A 21,289-nucleotide genomic window follows, 5' to 3' on the forward strand; every position below is an offset into this window, starting at 1 on the left:
CCCTTTCAAGCTATTCTTATGTTGATAAGCCTCGCAAAATAACCATGAATTTCGACAGAAAGTTGTCCAATTTGGCAAAATAAAAAACAATGCCCATAAAAATGATTGAGCATTGTTTATTGTCCTAAACTCGTTCCAGAACGAAACAAGTCCTTTTTCTGCCATCCTCCCCATTTATAATAAGAAAAGGCAAAGATGCTACTGATGATAAAACTAATTCCTATTCCTAGTGCAATTCCGTTCTGTCCGATAAGACTTGAACAGAAATAAGTAAGTGGATAACGAAGTAGCCAAAAAGATAGGATATTCAGGACCAATACTTGATACATGGCACCTGCTCCTCTTACGATTCCATTCAAGATAAAATTAATGCCAATGAATGGATAAAAGAACGCGACCATTTTTAAATAATCCGCACCAAAGGTGACCGCTTCTTTTTCCTGAATAAACAATTTCGTAAATCCTTCTGCGAACAAAAATACAATTAATGCAATTGACAGCATGATGACCACATTAAAAATGGTACCGTACATCGCAATCTGATGAACCCGCTCCCATTGGTTGGCTCCAATATTTTGACCTGCCATGCTATTCACGGCCGTTCCTAAGGCCATTGCAGGAATGGTTATTAAACTATCAATTCGTTGTGAAGCACCAAAGCCCGCTACTACAGCGCCATCGAATGAATTGACCACCGATAAAATCGCCGTAACCCCTGCGAAAATCACCATCATTTGCAGCCCGGCAGGAATTCCTAATTTTAAAATTAACCAAATATCCTCTTTGCTTGGTAAGTAGGGAATTGAATATGGAACAAGCTTGCGTCGAAAGGTATATGCCAATGCAAATAAAAATGAAATACCTTGTGCTAACACAGTTGCCCATGCGGCTCCATGAATACCCCACTCAAAAATAGAAATGAAAATTGGGTCTAAAATGGCATTCAATACAACCGCTATAAACACAAAGCGCAATGGCGTTTTACTATCGCCTAATGCCCTAAGCACAGTACCGATAAAGTTATAGCCCATGATAAACAAAATGCCGATGAAATTTATTTCTAAATAAGCTTTTGCCTCATTCAACATTTCCACAGGTGTATTCAAAAAGAGTAATAGTGTCTCTGCAAAAAAGTAACCAAATAAACCAACTAAAATGGAAAGCACAGATAATAACACGACAAAGGCATTCACATATCTTTTTAATCCCGCGCCATCATGCATCCCTTTTTGTTGGGAAAGAATCGTCAATGTGGCATTGTTAATTCCAATGATGAACGCCAATACCGTGACAACTACTGTCGATGAAATCGTAACCGCTCCGAGAGCATTCGCACCTAGTAAATTTCCAACCCATAAACTATCGATAAATTGATAGGATACTTGAAGTAGATTGGTTAGCATAATTGGACCTGCAAAGAAAATCAATTGCTTTCGGATTGACCCTTGCGTGAAATCCTGTTGTGTCAAAACATAAACACTCCTTATTTTCCCATTCTTATGCTCTATAGGATATCATACCTTATTAAAACTGTCTGATTTCCTTTACCCCCGGAGTTCTGCAAAACTAAAAAAACAATAAAGGAGTTTTCCTCTATTGTTTTTCAACTAGTATAACGTAATATCTATATTAAAAGATGTCAAACATACTTTTTCATCTCAATCGCACGGCCTGGTCGACATGGTGTAAGATCCAGATCAATCTCTTCATCCTGAATCATCGAAGCTACCAAACTCCCAACATATGGACCCATTGTAAGCCCGGATGGCCCTAATCCAGTTGCAAGTAAAACTCCTTCGAGAGTATCTACCGTTCCTAGAATTGGCAATATATCTGGCGCCATTGGGCGAAATCCGATTCGAACCTCTTCCAAAGTTCCATCTTCTAGACCAGGTGCAACTTCCAGAGCTTCCGTAAGTACCTCATTTACCCCACCGGCAGTTAATCGATAATCAAAACCTGACCCAGTTTCTCTAGTCGCCCCTGCTACGATTTTACCATCATTAAATGGGACAATATAATGAGTGGATTGTGGTATTATAATTGGCCAATCAGAAGTATCCTGTTCAGATAATTTTATGTGAGCAATCTGACCACGCTGTGGATTTACGTTTAATTGGATTCCAAACGGCTCCAATAATTTAGGAGCCCATGCCCCTGTCGTAATGAGGACTCTATCTGCAAAAATCGTTTTATTATCAACCGTAACACCTATGACCTTCCTGTTCTCATGAACTAGTTCTGCCTCACCTTCCACAAACTCAGCACCGTTACGTACTGCTGCACGTTTTAGAGCATCACGTAGTAAAGAGCCATCGACCCTTGCCCCTCCTGATACATACAAAGCTTCCAAGTTTTTGTTAAGTGGTGGAAAGAACTCTCGAGCCTGTTCTCCATTGAGACGAAGAATATCTCCTATTTCAGGTGCATCAACCCGTTTGTTTTTGACTCTCTCTTCAATTTCATCCAACTGAACAGGGTCCGAGGATACACATAATGCCCCTACTTTCTTATAGCCAACTTCATTTTCGCCTTCTTCTTGCAAGGCAGAGATTAAAGTTTGGTAGAAACCAAAACTATTCTTAGCAAGTCTATACCAAGTCTCATTTTCAATCTCTTTCATCCAAGGACAGACGATCCCAGCTCCAGCGGAAGTTGCCTTACCTTCTTGTTTTTTATCAATCATGATGACATTTAGATTATTCTTGGCCAAGTGATAGGCTGCGCTTGCCCCAACAATTCCTGTTCCTATTACAATAACTTTCATTTTCTCACTCCCTCTACTTCATTAATACTATAAAAAAATATTTTAATTACTGTCTGAATTGAAAAAAGGAAATAGAGCAGTAACTCAACTCTATTCCCTTTTTAGACTTTAGGATTTTGATCAACACATATTAAGTTACAGGTATTTTAACAAAACGGTCGTAACGTAATGGATCTATTGGAATGATTGTATCCTCTTTTTCCAAAATTAACTCCTCTACCAACTTTCCGGTGACGGTTGCTAAACTGATCCCATCCCCTTCATGTCCCGCAGCAATAAAAAATCCAGGTACTTTTTCAACTGCTGAGATAATTGGTAAATGGTCTTCTGTCCAAGGTCTAAAACCAGTATATGTTCGAATCATTTTAAAATCGTTTATTTTCGGGAAAAATCGGAGTGCTCTCTTGGCCATGGTTTCCACAACATTAATATCAACACGGCCATCATACCCCACAAATTGACGACTACTACCAAGTAAGAAGTTTTGACTTTCAGTTGGTTCTAACACTAATGCGACTCCATGTTCCTTTGTTTGTGGGTCTACTTGGCGTTCGCGTCCAAATTTATTCATTAAATAGCCGAACTCCATCACATTTCTCATCATAATTGGTTGCTGCCTTGCTCCTACTAGAATATGTCCTTTTCTTGGAATAATCGGAATCTCAATATCTAGCATTTTACCGATAAAAGGAGCCCATACACCAGCAGCATTTACTACTTTTTTTGCGACAATTGTTCCGTTAGTTGTTTCGATCTTAAAATCTTCTTGTTTTGAAATAGCCTTAACTTCTGAATGCGTACGCAATTTCAGTCCAAATTGCTTAGCTTTATCAATCAAGGAATAGCAAAATAAATATGGGTTAATCAGTGAATCGGTTTCGCATTCCAATCCTCCTGGAATATCATCAGCAAAAAAAGGGGATTCCTGACGTATATCAGACGAATCTAGAACATTAAACTTCAATCCCGCTTTTCGTTGCGTTTCCACCCATTTCTTTGCAGCTTCCATTTCTTCTTCATTATCACAAACGAGTATACTTCCAAGTGCACGGAATTCAAATGGTATATCGAGATCCCTATTCAGATCAACAATTAGCTCCTGACTCACCCATGACATTTGGCTATCAAACCCCGGATCCTTATCAACGATTGTGACATTTCCATCACACCTAGAAGATGTGCCACTTACGAGATCTCCTTTTTCAATTAAGGTACAATCTATTCCAGCTTTTGAAACATAATACGCAATCGCGCAACCAACAATTCCGCCACCGATTATGGCTACCTCTGTACGATTACTCATATTCATATCTAGGATCCCTCCTGTAGTTATTCACCCAAGACAAACACCCTGGACAAAGTTCACATTACCTGCTCGTAGTCCTGAAAAGCTCTTTCTATTTTAGCTCGTCCCTCTTTGATTCCGGGATGGAATTGAATAGCTGCGTCTCTTCTGGTCGATTTTACCTTTTCCATTGCTTGGATCACTTTATCGCTTATGTCGGCAACGTCCTTCAATTTTCGCTTAGCGATAGAGAGTCCCGCGAGTGCGCCTTGTGTTGCAGCAACTTTTGCACCTTCGATTCCTGTAATATTTCCAGCGACAAATAAACCTTCAATCGGAGTTTCCATCTGTTCATTATGAACAGGAACATGTCCACCAAGTTCTTCAATATATTGGAATGGGCAACCGATGACAGAAGCAAGTTCTGCAAGTGGATAAAGTCCACCAGCTATACAAACAAAATCAACATCAATGGTTTCTTCACTGCCTTGTATGCGATCACCATCAGGAGTAAGATTGCATAACGTTACTGATTCCACCTGATCCCTACCATTTATTTGTACGATTGCTTTACGTATGTTTATGGGCATCCCCCACATTTTCACGCCATTTTTCGGATAAAATTGTACAGCTAAATCACGTACCCAAGCAGCCTTTGCAAGCTTACTTCCATAACGAAGAAAAGCAGAGGGAGCAAGATGTGCTACACGGACTAATCCATCCATTACCTGCTTCGGATTTCCAGCTTGCTTCGTAACCGAATTTACAGCAGGTAATACCATACTATGGAGCTCAATTCCTGCTAATTGAAGTTCTCGTGCGATGGCTACTGACAAAACATTAATCCCCACGATAATCCCTTTCTTCCCTACACGAACACGTTGTACATTTGTCATAACTTGTGCTGCACCGATTGACATGACCCCAGGTAAAGTCCACCCTGGTATAGGAGCAGGTGTTTCTGCGGCACCAGTTGCAAGTAGAAGGTTGGCTGCAATAAATCTACCTTTGTTTGTATGTACACAAAAGCCTGTACTTATTTTTTCAATATGGTGAACGGAAATGCTACATCTTATATCAGCTTCCAATTCGGTAGCCCTTTGTAGCAATTTTTTTGCCTCTTCCAGTCCATTCCACCATTCTCCATTGGACTCTTGATAAAGTTGGCCAAGTAATCTGCCACCTGGTTTTGGGTATTCATCAATTACTAGAACGTGTAAATCCCATTCACGGCAAGCGATAGCTGCTGACAAGCCTGCCGGACCCGCACCAATGACAATAGCATCATACATGTGTACCTTCCTCCTTATGACTTTGGCATTTTGTAGTGAACTCTGCATATGTTCGAGGCAATTCATCTACACTTGTTGTTTTCGAAAATGGGAGCGGTTGTATTTTTCCGCTTTCAATAACCATATCTTCCTTTAGCTCCGTCAAGCATGCACGTACCCCTGACATTTCATTGACAGTCATACGGCATTCAAAGCAATGGCCAATATTACAATAAATTCCACGTGGTGCCCCACTTTGTTCATGCACACGTAGCAGACGAATACCGTTCGCAAGAAGTGCCGATGCGATCGTATCTCCTTCATATCCTTGGAGAACTTTTTGATCATATGTAAAAGTGATTGTTTTTTTGTTTTCTAAATTACCTAAAACGGGATGCTCTATGATACGGTTTTGATTCATGATTGACCTCCTAATGATGAAAGAGATACTGGTCGGACTGGTGGTTTAATATTTAATGGAATTTCATTACCAGGCTTTTCCCCTTTTATCTCATGTAAAACGGCATCGACTGCAGTTCGGCATACTCGTCCACCACAGTACCCCATTCCGGCTCTCGTACGCAGTTTCACTTCACGGGCAGAGCATTCATACTTCATAACTGTATTGTTGATATCTTCTAAAGTCACTTCTTCACACCTGCAAATAATCAGGTTATTCATTGGCTTGAAATCCTCCTTTTTCCCAGTAGTGGTATGTTAGAAAATCATCTAGGGTTCGTCATCCTAAACCATCATCCCCTATAAAATAATCCGTAAAACACGAATAAGCAGAAGAAAGGAAAGCGCTTTCTTCTACTCTATCATACTATGATTTAATTAAAATTAAACCCCTATATTTTAATGTTCTTAATTCAGCGTAAATTAGAATAATAACGACACTCCCCATCTCAGGAATTAGTCGTTATCAGACGTTTCTCCGTTAACCCAGATGAAAGATAAAAAATCCTCACACTGTGAGGATCTTTGCTTTACTATTCGTTTTGGGACGACGTACCTGTCCTTTTGTCCCTGTTAATTAACCTCTTTTAAAACTTTCTTATACCCATGGTATTGATCAATATACGTATAATCTTTGTCTGTACGATTTTCTAGAAGCTTGTTGCGGAGCAATGTTGTGATTGGATTCGTGGTATGGATAATTTCTCCCCAGTTTCTCGCACTTGTTTGTACATAGGCAGTGCGCGGTAAACGTTCTTTTTGATACTCTTGAAATGCTTGATAATAGTTGTCACCGTGTTTTCTGACCATATCGGCTAAATATCCGGCATCTTCTAGTGCTTGACAAGCCCCTTGTGCTAAGTATTGTAGCATTGGATGGGCAGCATCCCCCATCAGGGTAATGTTTCCTTGCGTCCAGTTTTCAATTGGATTCCGGTCATACATCGGCCATCTTCTTTGTCTTGAGATATACGAAATCGCTGTCTTCACTCGGTCACATGTATCCTTAAAGACCTCGTCCATTTCTTCTGGAGTACCCCACTGGTCCGTATGTTCAATCTCTTTTCGATACTGATTACTCTTAAATACAACGACCTGGTTATATAGTTCTCCGCGTCTTACCGGATATTGGACAACGTGCATATTTGGTCCAATAAACATATACACATCTTCTGGGTCACCTACATTTGCACTCGCTACTTCTTCCATAGGAATCGCTCCACGATACGCTACATATTCAGAGCAAATTGGCTCATCATCGACAAATAATTTACGTGTCTTCGACCAAATCCCATCCGCACCAATTACAGCAGAACCTGTAAAGGATTCTCCAACAGCCGTAAATACTTCTACAGAATCACCATTATCAGCTGCCGTTTTAATTTCTTGATTTGTAAGAAGTTCTACTTTTGGATGTGCAATACATGCGTCAAGAAGAGCCTTTTGAAGGTCCGTCCGATGCAAGACAATATAAGGTGCACCATATCTTTCACGATAGACTTGATCAATGTCAAGTGCAGATAATTCCTTACCTGTAAACGCATCCATTAATACCAAGCGTTTTGGAAAAACAGCATTTTCACTGATTTTGTCCATTACACCTAGCTTTTGTAATACATTCGTTGCATTTGCAGCAAGCTGAATGCCAGCCCCTACTTCCCCAAATTCCGGAGCTTGTTCTAATACCTTTACATATTTATCTGCTTGGGCAAGTCCAAGTGCTGTTGCTAAGCCACCTATTCCGCCACCAACGACGATTATTGGATTTTGTTTGCTGTTTGTCATATTTGTCCTCTCCTCTCAAGTGAAATAGCTAGGGAAACAACTAGGCTGTTTCCCCTCTATAATGTTCTATCTAAAATCCGGCTTAAATTCTCCTGTAACCGTTTGGTGTCCATTGTTTTTCTCATATTGTTCTTCTCTTTCTAATTCAAAGCGGTCCATAATTGGAAGATCATTAACCGAGAAAAGATAAGAATCCTCCGCAGAAACATGTTCATACCATGCCCAGTTTGGAACAACGAAGTAGTCGCCTGCTTTCCAATCAAAGCGGACACCATTAATAATCGTGTATCCAGAGCCTTTATACGCATGATAAATGGTTGAATGTGTATGACGAAGTGATTTTGTGTTGAATCCTTTTGGTAAGAACTGCATTCGTGTACCCATCGTTGGATTAGCTGATTTTCCAGTGGTCGGATTAATATAGTCGACAGCAAAGCCATGGTTTGGATCTGGATCAAATTCCATTAACCCTTTTATCGCATCAACGGTACGACTCCATTTATAGTTTGCTAGTGGTGCAACATCATATTTTTCGTCGCCCACGGGACGTACCATGCCGCCTCTATATCGTTTCTCTGAGAAGTTGTCAGGAACATTCGGTTGTTGTAAACCATCTGCATATGGTTCAAAGAATGTACCACCTAAATTGTAAATCGTCGGAATATCTAACGCATCCATCCATATCATACGTTTACTTCCAAGATGGCCGTGCCCATGCCATAGATTTTTTGGCGTAATCAGGAAGTCACCTTCTTCCATAAAAATTCGTTCACCTTGTACAATCGTATAAGCGCCTTCCCCTTCTGTAATAAAACGAAGCGCACTTTGTGTATGACGATGAGATGGTGCTTGTTCCCCAGGTAATAGAAGCTGAACAGCCGCATATAACGTTTGAGTCGTTGAAACATGTCCCCAAGGCTGACGATAGGTTAATCCAGGGTTTTGAAAATAGATCGCTCGACGTTCCCCACCACGTTCTGGTGTAAAGATTTCTGCAGCTTCCATTAGCTTCTTTTCTAGCAATTCCCCTGTCCATAAGTAAGCTTGCGCATGAGGTTCTGGAGTTTTATTCATTACTTCCGGAATTGCTTCCCATAATGGTCCAAGATTGTACTGTTGAATATCTTTCGTAAAGTCCTTTACATCCTGATCCTTCAGATAACTTGCTTTTTCAGCCATATTAAACCTCTCCTCTATTCATTTTTATTTTGAACTTTTACTACTTAACTTGGAAAGATTACGGTTAATTTGACCTTCGTGTTTATTCACATGCTGGTCAATTAAATGTTCAATAATAAATGACAGCGGTTTCGTTCCGAAGTTTGGATTTACGCTTGTTGCTTCTGCCGAGAGCTGTTCTTCTGTTAAATTTTCAATTCCGGCCTGAACTGTTTGTTTAGCCTTTTCAAGCTCCTTCACCATTTCGTCTACAGAAATTGCCTCAACTGTTTCAGGCTTTACCGCTTCTAAACGCCCCTCATGAAGATGGTTTCTACCCCATTCTTTACCTGGCGTTTCGACTAACAACTCAATTTCTTCTATCCAATAAGGTAATGCTTCAACAATATGGGCCATGATTTGCATAATCGACCATTCATCATTTGATGGCTGCCATCGAATTGCTTCTTCCGATAAACCATTCACTGTTTCTATGATTCTATCAATCGATTCATTCACAGAAGTGATATTTTTTTGCGTCATGTTCCTACTCCTCCCTCGTTTTTCTTACTGTGTTTTCTAACACACCGACTTGCTCAATTTCTACACGGACAACATCGCCGTCCTTTAACCAAACTTGAGGCTCCATTGCTTGAACGACACCACCAGGAGTTCCCGTAATCACAAGATCACCCGGCTCTAATGTTACTAATTGTGATAAAAAGGAGACTAGCCGTTTTACTGTAAAGACTTGGTTTGCTGTGTTTGTTCGTTGTCGCTCTTCTCCATTAACGGTTAAAACCATTTCCAAACGTTGTGGATCTTTGATTTCATCTGCTGTCACTAACCATGGGCCAAGTGGTAAACTACCATCCACTGTTTTACCTTGAAGCCATTGTAGGGTGCGTCGTTGAATATCACGATACGTTACATCATTTGCAACGGTATACCCTGCTACATAGTCGAGTGCATCCTCTTCGGAAACATTTTTCGCGCGTTTTCCGATCACAAATGCGAATTCCGCTTCATAATCCAGTTGTTCTGAAATCGGCTGAAATGGAATATCATCTTGTGGGCCAATAATGGTATTTGCAAACTTGGCAAACAAAACGGGATGTGTTGGAATTTGACGACCCATCTCTAAAATATGTTCACGGTAGTTATGTCCAACCGCAAAGATTTTCCCAGGTCTTTTCAATGGTGCCTCGATTTTAACGTCTTCCTTATTAAAAATCAGTTGATGTCTATATGTAGTTGGATTTTCCAATGCGTAAGTAACGGCTTTCTTTGCAATTTCAACGCTTTCTTTACCGCCTTGTAAAAACGCTTCCATTTCAGACGGAACATACGCCTCTGCAATTTCCTTAAAGCGATACTTTCCTTCACTTTGTAATTGTGCCTGATAAGCATAATTTAGATCGATGACTTTATTGTCGTCTATCAGTGCTCCGATTCTCGTAAAACCATTTGCCGTAAAAGTGATTAGTTTCATTGTATTCTCCCTTTTCATTCAAATTTTCGTTGTGCAGATCCTTTCGAATAAACATTTCCACGCTATTTATATTGAAAAATATGCACCGTGTTTTACAGTAAAACCACCTACCTCAACATTACTATTTCCACCATTGCGATAATCAGTTATACTATATATAATAATTATATGTCAGAATTTTTTATAAAGTCAATGTCTAAATTGTTTAAATTGCTTAATTTTACAGATAATTAAAGGAGAATAAAATATGGAAACAACAAAGAAAAGTAGAGACACCATCCAATCCTTAAGCATTGGAATCTCCATTTTAGATGCAATAGCGAAAGCGAAAAGGCCGTTGAAGATTACCGAAATCCAAGAAGAGACAAACATAACAAAAAGCAATTTATATAAATACATCAATACCCTTGTCCAAGATGATTTAATTTTTCGCGATCAAAATAGCGGATTATACCACTTAGGATCAAAATTAATCCAATACGGAATGACAGCGATGGGCAACCAAGACGTCCTCGCGATCATTTCGCCTTATTTACAATCGATTAGTGAACATACAAACAATACGGCACTATTTTCGGTTCCAACCTTTAATGGACCGGTGATTGCAAAAATCACCCGCTCCAATCAAATCCTAAATATCGGTGCAGAGATTGGAACGCTGCTTCCACCCTATTCTGCTGCCGGAAAGATTTTCAACCTTTTTGCCAAGCAGCATAAAACTAAGAAATGGAAAGAAAATTACCAATCTACCATCACGGAAGATCTAGATGAGGCACAAATCATACGGAAGGAAAAAATCGCTTTTGCAAAGGAGCCTTTAATCTCAGAAGTGTCTTCCGTCGCTCTCCCCATTCTGAACTATCTCAACGAGCTAATCGGGATCATTACACTTGTTGGTTTTTCATCCGATATACCAGGAACCATTGATGATCCACAGAGTAAATTCTTACAAAAAATGCGGGTAGAAATATCAAAGAATTTTTAAAAAGTAAGTAGTCGGGGCATATGAGTATTGGAGATAGGAAATATGATTTTGTTTACCGATGGAAAAACTTTTTCGAATCTCGAAGAAAATATTTGGCATATAGAACAGTTTCTATTATTATAAGTATTATCAAAAAAATCATAAAAAGAGCGACCGAAAAATTGGGAACTTTAGGTTTGAACGAATTTTTTTGAGAGTAATTGAAGTAAAGGAGAAATGTATATGAGCAACAAAATTAGACTAGGTATCGTAGGTTACGGTAATCTTGGAAAAGGCGCAATTAAAGCTATTAAACAATCTCCTGATATGGAATTAGTTGCAGTTTTTACTAGAAGAGCCCCAGAAAGCCTAAAGCTTGAGGATGCAAATGTAAAAGCTGAACATATTTCAAATGCAAGTGATTATCAAGGTAAAATTGATGTTATGCTACTTTGTGGTGGTTCTGCGACAGACCTACCTGAACAAACTCCACAATTCGCTAGCATGTTCAATACTGTAGATAGTTTTGATACACACGCAAAAATCCCTGAGTTTTACCAATCTGTAAATGAGGCTGCAAAAAATACAACAGCTATTCTCTCAGTAGGTTGGGACCCAGGTCTATTCTCAATCAACCGTGTGATGGCGGATGCCATTTTACCAAATGGTGAAAATTATACATTCTGGGGCAAAGGTCTAAGCCAAGGTCACTCTGATGCAATTAGACGTGTTGAAGGTGTTAAAAACGGTGTCCAATATACAATTCCTTCTGAGGATGCAATGGAAAAAGTTCGCAGTGGTTCAAATCCAGAACTAACAACTGCTGAAAAACACCGTCGTGTGTGCTATGTGGTTGCAGAAGAAGGTGCAGACACAGCTGCCATTGAAAATGAAATTAAAACAATGCCAAACTACTTTGCGGATTATGAGACAGAAGTGAACTTTATTTCTGAAGAAGAATTAAATCGAGACCACTCTAAAGCTCCACATGGTGGGTTTGTGATTCGTGGTGGACAAACAAGTGAAGGCACTAAACAAATTTACGAATTCTCTTTAAAACTAGATAGTAATCCTGAGTTTACTTCGGCTGTTTTGGTTGCATATGCTAGAGCTGCATACCGCTTAAGTCAAGAAAAGCAATTTGGTGCGAAAACAGTATTCGATGTAGCCCCAAGCTATATTTCTCCTAAATCACCTGAGCAATTACGTAAAGATTACTTATAAGCAAACAAAAAATCACTCACACATTTGTGAGTGATTTTTGTATGTTTGCTACTCATCACTACCTCTGTATCGTTTATATGAAAGTGGGTTCCAAATCCGGTATTGAAGATCTTCGGATCGAAGTGGTGCCGGAATATCATCAAAGATTTTCCTTGCCACTTCTAGTTCACGCTCCGCTTCTGACTTATCCTGGTACATAAATTCGTCTGAAGCTTGATCTAGTGCTTTATCTACCTTTTCTTCTAAATACCCAACCACCATCTCTTGTTGTCGATGAATGGATTCCCTTGCTGATGCCACCCAATCAGGCTGTGCGGAACGAAGGGTATCTGAAACATAGCTGAACTCTTTGAAAATATCTTTATAAATCTTATCCGCATTTTCACGGGCATCCATGATAGCGCTCTCCAAATCTTCAATCGTAAGCTCCTCAACCTCAAGAGGCGTTCTACGTTTTGGACCACCAATTCCTGACCTCGTTAAATAATAAGGGAAAATACTTTTTATCGTTTTCCCGACTGGTGAGATTGCCATCTGATTCTCATCTACACCCTTTGGCTGCACGCCCTGCATCGCAATTCGCGCTGATTCTGGTCTTACAATTTCCTTTGGTGGTAACACACCATAACGCAACAGCTCGCGAATTCCTGTCCCCGAAATATTTATCCGATATTGTTCATCGTGAGGACATGTTTGTTCAGTTGCTTGGGCACTACAACGTGTACAATAAAACACTTCATGGAACAGACGAATATCAATTCCTAATTCATCTGGTGTAAATTCGTCAAAAATGGTATGGCTCGCATATTTGTCATAATAATCCCCAATACCCGCGTGGTCTCGTCCGATTAGGGCATGTGTACATCCGTAGTTTTTCATAATCAATGCATGAAGGACAGCCTCACGTGGTCCCGCAAAAATATAAGTTACACGCAATGGTGCTAGAATCGTTCTTTCCTTTGGATAATATGTATCCAGCACACTGCGGTAGGACAATACCCGGAACTCATGTCGAGTATATTCACGCTTAGCCATTTCTACCAGTGGCTGAACAAATAAACCTTCCAACTCTTCTAATGCATTTCGATGAATATACTCGTGTCCGCGGTGTAAAGGATTGGCCCCTGTAATAAATCCTCCAACCGACTTAAACTGCTTTGTCTCATAAAATAGCTTCCAAGTGTCCTTTGGCTCCATACGAATCTCTTCAAATGGTCCCCAGTGAGCTCGACGGAGCAAAGTGATAGGTCCAGCCAAGGCTGTATCACCCATTCGACGATAGATTGAATCTACACCCGGGTGGTTTCGATCAGTTGTGCCGAACACATGATTTGCACGGAACTCACGATCATAGTGAAAAATATCCGTCAATTTAAGAATGGCGACAGGCACTCTTGTTTCATCAGCAAGAGCAACCTCGTCCCCTACTGATAATGTCTTAATAATCTGCGCGTTCCGGTCACCAATTGGTGCAAAACTAAGAGGCACCGGCCAGACGACTCCATTTTTCAAACGGCCTTTCGTCAACACAGACTTATAATCTTCCTCATCCATAAAGCCTTCATTAGGAGACAATACCCCAGTTGCAATCATTTCAAGTGTTATGACAGCCTCCAAATCCACCATAATCATAGGTAACTGCTTGGCCCTTTCCATCGCTTCCTCCTGCTCTTTCCCCGCAAGAACACGATTCACCAATTTGCCACCATGTGGTTGCTGCGGATAACCTGCAAATGTTTTTTCATTCAATACATCTGTATATTGATTCATCATATCACCCTCCCCTTACCACATATATTCTATTGATATCCTTTATATCCTTCTTAAACTTAATATCTTTTTAGAAAATTCAGGTAATTATACATTAAACAACAAAAAATGACAAAGGATAAATCGACAAACATATTTTTTGATGTAAGCGCTGCACTTCGGAATTAACTCTTGTCCCTCAATAATTTTAAATTTATGATTATTATGTAATTGAATTCGCATAGGGGGATTGACATGGAGTTAAAGTACACAGGTAAAACAAAAGATGTCTATGAATTACCGGACGGAAATTACTTACTGCAATTTAAAGACGACGTCACTGGCGTTGATGGTGTTTTTGATCCAGGTGCAAATACAGTTGGTTTAACTATTGAGGGTGCAGGACGTGCTGGATTAAAACTAACAAAATACTTTTTCGAACGTTTAAATGAAAAAGGGATTCCTACTCACTATATTGACGCTGATATCGAACAAGCAACCATGACAGTCAAACCGGCTGAAGTATTCGGTAAAGGGCTTGAAGTCATCTGTAGATACCGTGCTGTCGGTAGCTTTCTACGCCGATATGGCTTATATGCTGAAGATGGACAAGCCTTGGATGCTTTTGTGGAAGTGACCTTAAAAGATGACGGTCGTGGAGATCCTCCAATCAGTGAAGACGCTTTGGACATGCTTGGCATTTTGTCTAAAGAAGAATATCAAGTATTAAAAGACCTTACCCAACAAATTGCGGGGATTGTCAGGGATGAGCTTGCGAAGAAGGGTATCGAGCTGTACGATATCAAATTCGAATTCGGACGTACTGGCGAGAACAGCCAAATCGTTCTCATCGACGAAATTTCTGGCGGAAACATGCGCGCCTACAAAGACGGCGAATACGTCGAACCACTCGAATTAGAGAAAATGTTTTTATAATTTAGGGGATCAGGTTTGAAGTGCTTTTCTTAAAATAAGTGCTGAAATGACAGTTGATTCGGCATCATAATTGTCTATTACACTTGTCCCAACGATTGATGAGTTGTCTTGCCATTAATGTGGAACTGCTGAAAATATATAAGCGGAGGTTTTCCGTTTAAATTCCGAATGGGGCTCGTATAGAAGACCTAGATAAGCGTAAGGTTTCCGTTTAAATGCCAAATGAAGTTCAAATAGGCCAATATAAGAGGTGGATTTCCGGTTATCCAAAGAAAAACCCTTCTTTTCCATACTTTTAGAGTCAATAAACGGAATCTCTCCGTTTATTTTGACTATTTTAAATGCATTTTACGGATTAGGCGAAATTTTTCCGTCCATTCAATGGCTTGGGTGCTTAGCCTGCTCCCACAACCGAAACGGCTTGCTGTTTGGAAGTGGGCAGGGTGTGACCTGCCCCTACCAATTACCTAATTGGAGAAAAGTATTGCATTAATGTATGTCTCGTTTCTTAAAGCTACCTCCCTTTACTTCCGAAACGTCATACACAACAACAAATGCCTGTTTGTCAATTTCATAAATAATTTCTTTCATTTTACTGTCCTCTAAACGGTTAATAATACAAGTAATTTCTTTGAATTGCTCATTTGAATAACCGCCTTCAACGATATTATATGTTGCACTTCGACCTAAACGATCTCGTATCGTTTCTACCATTAGTTCAGGTTGACTTGTAATAACTTTATAGGTTTTAGAACCACTTAAACCTTCCTCCACAGTATGAATCACCTTAGAAGCTATAAAATAAGCAATGCCTGATAAGAAAGCCCCTTGTAGTCCAAATACGGTTGAAACTACAATAAAAACAAATAAGTTTAAGAATAAAATCAGATCACTTGTTCCAAAAGGTAATCTTCGGGATAGTAATACGGCTAACATATCAATGCCATCCAATGCACCACCATTTCGTAATGCGACTCCCATACCAAATCCGATAATAATACCACCAACAACGGTTACTAACAGTGTATCTCCTTGAATAATGGTTGGAATGTGGTGCATAATGCTTGTCCCATAAGCTAATGAAGCAATGCCGATAACAGAATAAATTGCAAAACTTTTCCCTATTTGTTTATATCCTAAAAATATGAAAGGGATATTTAGAACAGCAATCAAAATACCAAGAGGAATCCCCATTAATTCTGAACCAACAATACTCAGACCAGTTACACCGCCATCTGAGACGTTGTTTGGAATTAGTATTGCCTCCAGTCCATATGCTGTTATAAATGCCCCGATTATAACTGCTACTGCGCGTGTTACCTTTTTAAGTCCATTCATTTTTCTTTGCTTGACCATTGTACTCATTTTTGAGTCCTCTTTCCCAACGAATCTCTTTTTTTCATTTAAGGTACATTATTTGTTATTTCTATAAATCATATTCAATCCGATGCCCTGTTCAACGACTTGACACAGTGTCACATTACGATAAAATATTATATGACAGTGTGTCATTTGTCAATAAAAATATGACATCGTGTCATGTGAAAAAAGTGAGCAGTCTCTTTATTTACCAAGCAACTTTATCCATAAAAAAATGGCGTCTTCCCCCAATAATGCAATGTTTTACGTACAAAGGGTCAGGCTCTGAATTTTAACCCATGCATTCCAATTCAAGGTGAGTGTCCAGATGAGTCGTTTACTCAATGTTGTGAAGATAAACACGATGATGATTCATGTTCAGACTAGTACCATCACATCCACACCAATATTAAAAGATGTATAAAAGACTAGCTTTATATCAAAAAGCTAGTCTATTTCTCTATATTCATTTCTTAAAACGTGGACTTATCCTTTATACGGTATGGCTTTACCATACCAATGATCAGGCCCCTGAAACCAGCAACCTAGTTTAAAAACATCATCATAAATGGACCAATTAGCTTAGCAAGCAACAGTAGAACTAAACCAGTAAACATATATGTAACATATTTTTTCCGATCTACACCTACTCTTAATTCCCACAAACCGATTGTAATGAAAAATACACTGATCATTAAAACGATTTCGGGTAGCAATATAAACATATTCATCTAGTAATCCCCTTTTTTTATTTGTGTCCCTTCTCATTGCACACTCCACATTAACATAATATTCCAGATACCTAGACGAATTTCCTGCTCCAGTCCCAGAAAAAAAAACGACTGCCTAGTTTAGCAATCGCACCCCTTAAAAGCAAATGATATTTTTACTTTACTCGATAAATTCCCAATCTGGATTCCAAACTATTTCCCACAAATGTCCGTCTGGGTCTTGGAAGTAACCAGAGTATCCTCCCCAAAAGGTATCGTGTGCTGGAACTGTAATAGTTGCACCAGCCCTCCTTGCCTGCTCCATTACCATATCGACCTCTGCTTTACTCCCCACATTATGACCAATCGTGAATTCAGTTGGACTTATTGGAGACTGCTCTATACTTGTATCATGAGCGACATCCTTACGATTCCAAATGGCGAGTTTCAATCCTGATTGTAAATCGAAAAATGCTACAGCACCGTGCTCAAATTCCTGACCAACTATTCCTTGTGTTGGTAGTCCAAGTCCTTCCTTGTAGAATTTCAAAGACCTTTCCAAATCATCTACACCCAATGTGATAACTGAAATTCGTGGTTTCATCTCGTATCTCCTAACTATTTTATTCGTGCAAATTATAAAATCGGCTATCAAAACATTAAATCAAAAACCAAATACCTACACTCATCACCATAAATATAGCTCCGAAAATAAATAACGTAATTCTTAAAGCTAAAGTATGATGAGTCCGAAAAGTTATTTTATATAGTTTGTGAAGCCCCATTAAAATCCATCCAACGATTAAAAAAAGTCCTGTTGCATCTGGACTTTCATTGGTTTCCTCGTAAAACCCTTCTGCTTTCTTAGAAAACGAAAAGTAGAAAGCCATAATACTTAATACTCCCGTGATTACCGTTACGCCTAATACAGTCAAAATGTCCATACTCCATACCCCGCTACTTTTCATTTTTTCTTTATCTAGTAACCTAGCTTTATTTTGATACGGCAGACACCATAAATTGTTTCATCTATTCTGTACCAACATATATAAATTCATCTTTCTTGCCAAATCGAAAATGGATATCATACTTTGTTTCACTTCCATATTGGTTGTAGCCATAAAGAAAATAACCGACCTCGGTAAAATCAGTCTGTGGATTATAAAAGTTAAAATACATGGGTAATCCAGCAATTTCTGTTGGAAAGTGTTCAATTGGAGAATCACTAAGTTCATCAAAATAGATCTTGCCATCAATAACCTCAAGTTCAACATCAAAATCACTTCTTATTTTATCGAATTCGTTCTTCGCTATATAGTTCATAATGTTTCTTGCTTTATGGTCAAAGATTTGTAATTTCTCTCTGTTCTTCTTTTCTTGTTCCAATTCGTAATTAACAAGGATTAGTTCATCTTTTAACATATTAATCTCTACATTTTTCTTTTCAATCTGAGTTTCGTATTCCAAAGTTAAAGATTTCTTGTCATATTTATCATTAGAGCATGCAGATATGAAACTTACCATTAATACAATTCCTGGATAAAGGATAGACCGTTTCATTTTATCAACCCCAACTATATCATTTTCCCTTATACCCTTTTAGTAGTAACTTCAACACTAATCAGCGATAATCCTTCCTGTACGTGATATAGACGTTTATCATAAGAAATTATCTCCCTATTAATTGATAAATCTTGAAAAAAAGGTTTCGTTTATACCTCAATTCCATTAGAGGTATGTTATTATAAAAAGTAAAATATACCCATTTTTACAATGTTTTTACGAATATATAATGGAAGGTATGGTTGCATGTTAAAAAAGCTTTTCACCAAGAAGAAACCTTCAGAAGATGAGTACCGACTAATTTACGATTTATTTTATGACCGTGTCTACCATGATGCTTATTTTATTACTCGGGATCCATATTTAGCTCAGGATGTTGTTCAAGATACTTTTATGAAAGCATTTAGAGATTTAGATAGTTTAAGAGATCGATCAAAAATGGGTGCTTGGTTATCTACCATTGCATCCAGAACAGCTATAGACTTAATTCGTAAACAAAAAGTATGGAACGGAATCCCTACAGAAGACGTCTATTTAGAAAAAGATAAAAATAACCATTCAAATCCCGTTGAAATGGAAGTTGAAATAAAGCTTATGTTGAAAGAAGTAGGAGAAGTTCTTTCTGAGATTAGTGTAGAGCATCGAGAGATTCTGCTTTTAAAATACATACATGAATTAAAAGAGAAGGAAATAGCAGAGTTACTTAACCTTAAAGAAGGTACAGTGAAATCTAGAATATTTCGCGCCAAAAAAGAGCTAAGAAATATATTAATTGGTAAGAATTTTACCCAACATAGGGATGGTGAAGTATTATGAAAAACCACGTTTCTCTAAAGCATGATGGTCTTAGGGATTCAATGAAATCTGAATATAAAAATGCACCTTTGCCCCCTTCTTCCAAAGAGGAAACATGGTTAAACATACAACAGGGATTAAAAGAAAATAAAAAGAAAAAGGTGGTTTTTAAACCTGGCTGGGTTGCTGCCTCCATCTTAATAGCATTTATTATTGGAACATTAGCATTGGAAAATAGTCAAGGTGATGCCTTTGGTTGGATTACGAAATATTTTCAACAAGATAATGGGACTATTACCCAAATAGGAGATTCAATTAGTACAGGAGAGTCAAATAGCCTCCCACTCCCTTCTACTGATTCTTTACAAGAAATAGGTACTATAACGAAAGAAGAGGTCATGAGTTTATCTGAAGCACAAAAAGTGGCCAATTTCCACATATTAACCCCCACTTTTTTACCTGATGGATACGAACTTTTAGATGTCAATGTTGTTTATGGGGAGAATGAAGCGAGTAATGATATTATATTAAATTACAGCAACCAACTCATGGTCCAACAAATTGGAGGAGCTGAGAACATGGGGAATACTTTACTAATTGATAATGAAGATACCAAGGTAGAAACGATTACAATTAAGGGCGAAAAAGCCACCCTTTTAACTTTTAAGGATCATACAAGTAGGCTAATCTTTAATCAATTGAAGACCAGAATAATCATTAGCGGAAGTCTACCCGGTGAAGAGTTAATCTCGATAGCAGAATCTATGAAATAAGAAAAAGCTAACTTTAATAGTCACATGGAACTATTAGAGTTAGCTTTTAATATTCTATATTAAAAATAATAAATTGAACTTGAAACACTACTAAATGTTTCCGTTTTACTCCCCATTGTAACCTTATGCACTCCCCTAGTACGGTAATAATATCCCTTTGGGGCAATATATTCTACAAAATTATACAAATAATTGGTACCGTATTTCACAAATTCTTTTCCGCTACTATAATCAACCCATCTCGATCTTGAGGAATCCCACACTTGTAAATACAATGTTGTTGTAATTTTATCAGCATTCACATAGCTATCGGTATGTCCGGAAATTTTAAGTGAACTCCCGTTATTATAAATGGACACTTGTGCTGATTTGATATAGTCTGTTGCTTGTATGATTATTTCTTCTGCTGCGCCATCATTGGGGACTAATGGTTCACTGATAGGTGGTAACTTCGGCATATGTTCAGGCTCTTGTAGGTTGGTTTTATCGAAGGCGATAACTCCTCCTTCCGCCCGCGCCCTATCAACGTTCAAAAGAAAAACAATAGTAAAAATAAACAGGAATGTTAACAAGTACAACCATATTTTCATAGTTCTATTTACTCCTTTATTTTGTTTTATAGTAAAGGCGTACCAGAGTCCAAAAATGTTCCATAAAACTATGAATTTATTAAAACACATTTCCTTTTCTGTAAATCACTGTTCAATCATCTTATTAAAAGAAACATTTATAGTTAAATCTCTCATTGTAATGTCAAACATTACATAAGATGAAACAAAAGAATAGGTGAACAAGGGAATACATGCTTTCACCTCATATACCACCACAACATCAAAGTTTTCACTACAAAATTATATCCTAATTTTCTTCAGCTAAACCAGCTAATAGGATGTCAATATTTTTCTGTAAAATTATTAAACAGTTAATGATATACTAAAAATGCGCATGCCAAATAACCCTCCTCATCCATATTGGAAGGTTTTTCATGTATTACTTAAT

Annotated in this window: 21 protein-coding genes and 1 pseudogene; 5 read left to right on the top strand and 17 right to left on the bottom strand. The window is 38.4% G+C overall.

All coding sequences use genetic code 11. The features are described 5' to 3' along the window. Positions 1-116 precede the first annotated feature (116 nt). The 10 genes and pseudogenes from DZB84_RS06535 to DZB84_RS06580 all read right to left on the bottom strand — a co-directional run bounded on the left by DZB84_RS06535 (position 117) and on the right by DZB84_RS06580 (position 10,217). On the bottom strand, positions 117-1,469 hold the full coding sequence (locus tag DZB84_RS06535) for an MATE family efflux transporter (RefSeq protein ID WP_116351445.1): 1,353 nt from the start codon (positions 1,467-1,469) through the stop codon (positions 117-119). A gap of 170 nt (positions 1,470-1,639) precedes the next feature. Continuing rightward, positions 1,640-2,767, bottom strand: a complete 1,128-nt coding sequence (locus tag DZB84_RS06540; protein ID WP_116351446.1) for an NAD(P)/FAD-dependent oxidoreductase — start codon at positions 2,765-2,767, stop codon at positions 1,640-1,642. A gap of 130 nt (positions 2,768-2,897) precedes the next feature. After that, on the bottom strand, positions 2,898-4,076 hold the full coding sequence (locus tag DZB84_RS06545; RefSeq protein ID WP_116351447.1) for an NAD(P)/FAD-dependent oxidoreductase: 1,179 nt from the start codon (positions 4,074-4,076) through the stop codon (positions 2,898-2,900). A 53-nt stretch (positions 4,077-4,129) separates the two neighbouring features. After that, positions 4,130-5,344, bottom strand: a complete 1,215-nt coding sequence (locus DZB84_RS06550) for an NAD(P)/FAD-dependent oxidoreductase (protein WP_116351448.1) — start codon at positions 5,342-5,344, stop codon at positions 4,130-4,132. 94 nt (positions 5,345-5,438) lie between these two features. Beyond that, positions 5,439-5,744 (bottom strand): annotated as a pseudogene (locus tag DZB84_RS06555) ((2Fe-2S)-binding protein); the annotation flags it as partial. After that, the gene (locus tag DZB84_RS06560; RefSeq protein WP_116351450.1) at positions 5,741-6,004 is read right to left on the bottom strand and encodes a (2Fe-2S)-binding protein; all 264 of its coding nucleotides are present in this window, start codon (positions 6,002-6,004) and stop codon (positions 5,741-5,743) included. The gene DZB84_RS06560 and the pseudogene DZB84_RS06555, both read right to left, overlap by 4 nt. A gap of 351 nt (positions 6,005-6,355) precedes the next feature. Then, positions 6,356-7,567 carry an FAD-dependent monooxygenase gene (locus DZB84_RS06565; protein ID WP_116351451.1) on the bottom strand — a complete coding sequence of 404 codons (1,212 nt, stop codon included), beginning with the start codon at positions 7,565-7,567 and terminating at the stop codon, positions 6,356-6,358. 66 nt (positions 7,568-7,633) lie between these two features. Further along, positions 7,634-8,746, bottom strand: a complete 1,113-nt coding sequence (locus DZB84_RS06570; protein ID WP_116351452.1) for a cupin domain-containing protein — start codon at positions 8,744-8,746, stop codon at positions 7,634-7,636. A 24-nt stretch (positions 8,747-8,770) separates the two neighbouring features. Further along, complete coding sequence (locus DZB84_RS06575) at positions 8,771-9,268, bottom strand: DinB family protein (RefSeq protein ID WP_116351453.1); 498 nt, start codon at positions 9,266-9,268, stop codon at positions 8,771-8,773. A 4-nt stretch (positions 9,269-9,272) separates the two neighbouring features. Next, the gene (locus DZB84_RS06580; RefSeq protein WP_116351454.1) at positions 9,273-10,217 is read right to left on the bottom strand and encodes a fumarylacetoacetate hydrolase family protein; all 945 of its coding nucleotides are present in this window, start codon (positions 10,215-10,217) and stop codon (positions 9,273-9,275) included. 247 nt (positions 10,218-10,464) lie between these two features. Between DZB84_RS06580 and DZB84_RS06585 the strand changes: the two genes are divergently transcribed. Together DZB84_RS06585 and DZB84_RS06590 are read left to right on the top strand one after the other, a co-directional pair. Then, positions 10,465-11,202: an IclR family transcriptional regulator gene (locus DZB84_RS06585; RefSeq protein ID WP_116351455.1), complete on the top strand. Its 738-nt coding sequence runs from the start codon at positions 10,465-10,467 to the stop codon at positions 11,200-11,202. Between the two features lie 222 nt (positions 11,203-11,424). Further along, positions 11,425-12,405: a diaminopimelate dehydrogenase gene (locus DZB84_RS06590; protein ID WP_116351456.1), complete on the top strand. Its 981-nt coding sequence runs from the start codon at positions 11,425-11,427 to the stop codon at positions 12,403-12,405. Between the two features lie 48 nt (positions 12,406-12,453). Here the strand turns inward: DZB84_RS06590 and DZB84_RS06595 are convergent, their stop codons facing one another. Continuing rightward, positions 12,454-14,178, bottom strand: coding sequence for a sulfate adenylyltransferase (locus DZB84_RS06595; protein ID WP_223254388.1), 1,725 nt, complete (start codon positions 14,176-14,178; stop codon positions 12,454-12,456). A gap of 231 nt (positions 14,179-14,409) precedes the next feature. Between DZB84_RS06595 and DZB84_RS06600 the strand changes: the two genes are divergently transcribed. Further along, positions 14,410-15,090, top strand: a complete 681-nt coding sequence (locus DZB84_RS06600) for a phosphoribosylaminoimidazolesuccinocarboxamide synthase (protein WP_116351458.1) — start codon at positions 14,410-14,412, stop codon at positions 15,088-15,090. 489 nt (positions 15,091-15,579) lie between these two features. Here the strand turns inward: DZB84_RS06600 and DZB84_RS06605 are convergent, their stop codons facing one another. From DZB84_RS06605 to DZB84_RS06625, 5 genes are all read right to left on the bottom strand, one after another. Next, positions 15,580-16,446, bottom strand: coding sequence for a YitT family protein (locus DZB84_RS06605; RefSeq protein WP_411266258.1), 867 nt, complete (start codon positions 16,444-16,446; stop codon positions 15,580-15,582). A gap of 548 nt (positions 16,447-16,994) precedes the next feature. Beyond that, on the bottom strand, positions 16,995-17,180 hold the full coding sequence (locus DZB84_RS06610) for a hypothetical protein (RefSeq protein ID WP_116351460.1): 186 nt from the start codon (positions 17,178-17,180) through the stop codon (positions 16,995-16,997). 160 nt (positions 17,181-17,340) lie between these two features. Continuing rightward, entirely contained in the window at positions 17,341-17,763 is a 423-nt protein-coding gene (locus tag DZB84_RS06615; protein ID WP_116351461.1) for a VOC family protein, read from the bottom strand. 55 nt (positions 17,764-17,818) lie between these two features. Continuing rightward, positions 17,819-18,103, bottom strand: coding sequence for a hypothetical protein (locus DZB84_RS06620; protein ID WP_116351462.1), 285 nt, complete (start codon positions 18,101-18,103; stop codon positions 17,819-17,821). 85 nt (positions 18,104-18,188) lie between these two features. Further along, positions 18,189-18,719, bottom strand: a complete 531-nt coding sequence (locus tag DZB84_RS06625; RefSeq protein ID WP_116351463.1) for a hypothetical protein — start codon at positions 18,717-18,719, stop codon at positions 18,189-18,191. Positions 18,720-18,968: 249 nt separating this feature from the next. Between DZB84_RS06625 and DZB84_RS06630 the strand changes: the two genes are divergently transcribed. Then, a complete protein-coding gene (locus DZB84_RS06630; protein ID WP_116351464.1) occupies positions 18,969-19,538 on the top strand; it encodes an RNA polymerase sigma factor in 570 nt (189 codons plus the stop codon). Then, on the top strand, positions 19,535-20,290 hold the full coding sequence (locus DZB84_RS06635; RefSeq protein WP_116351465.1) for a DUF4367 domain-containing protein: 756 nt from the start codon (positions 19,535-19,537) through the stop codon (positions 20,288-20,290). Before DZB84_RS06630 ends, DZB84_RS06635 begins: the two co-directional genes overlap by 4 nt. A 59-nt stretch (positions 20,291-20,349) precedes the next feature. Here DZB84_RS06635 and DZB84_RS06640 read toward each other — a convergent pair whose 3' ends face one another. Beyond that, complete coding sequence (locus DZB84_RS06640) at positions 20,350-20,880, bottom strand: hypothetical protein (RefSeq protein ID WP_116351466.1); 531 nt, start codon at positions 20,878-20,880, stop codon at positions 20,350-20,352. Between the last annotated feature and the right edge of the window lie 409 nt (positions 20,881-21,289).

Source organism: Bacillus sp. HNG (assembly GCF_003400205.1).
In the GTDB taxonomy this organism is placed as follows: Bacteria; Bacillota; Bacilli; order Bacillales; family Bacillaceae_L; genus Ferdinandcohnia.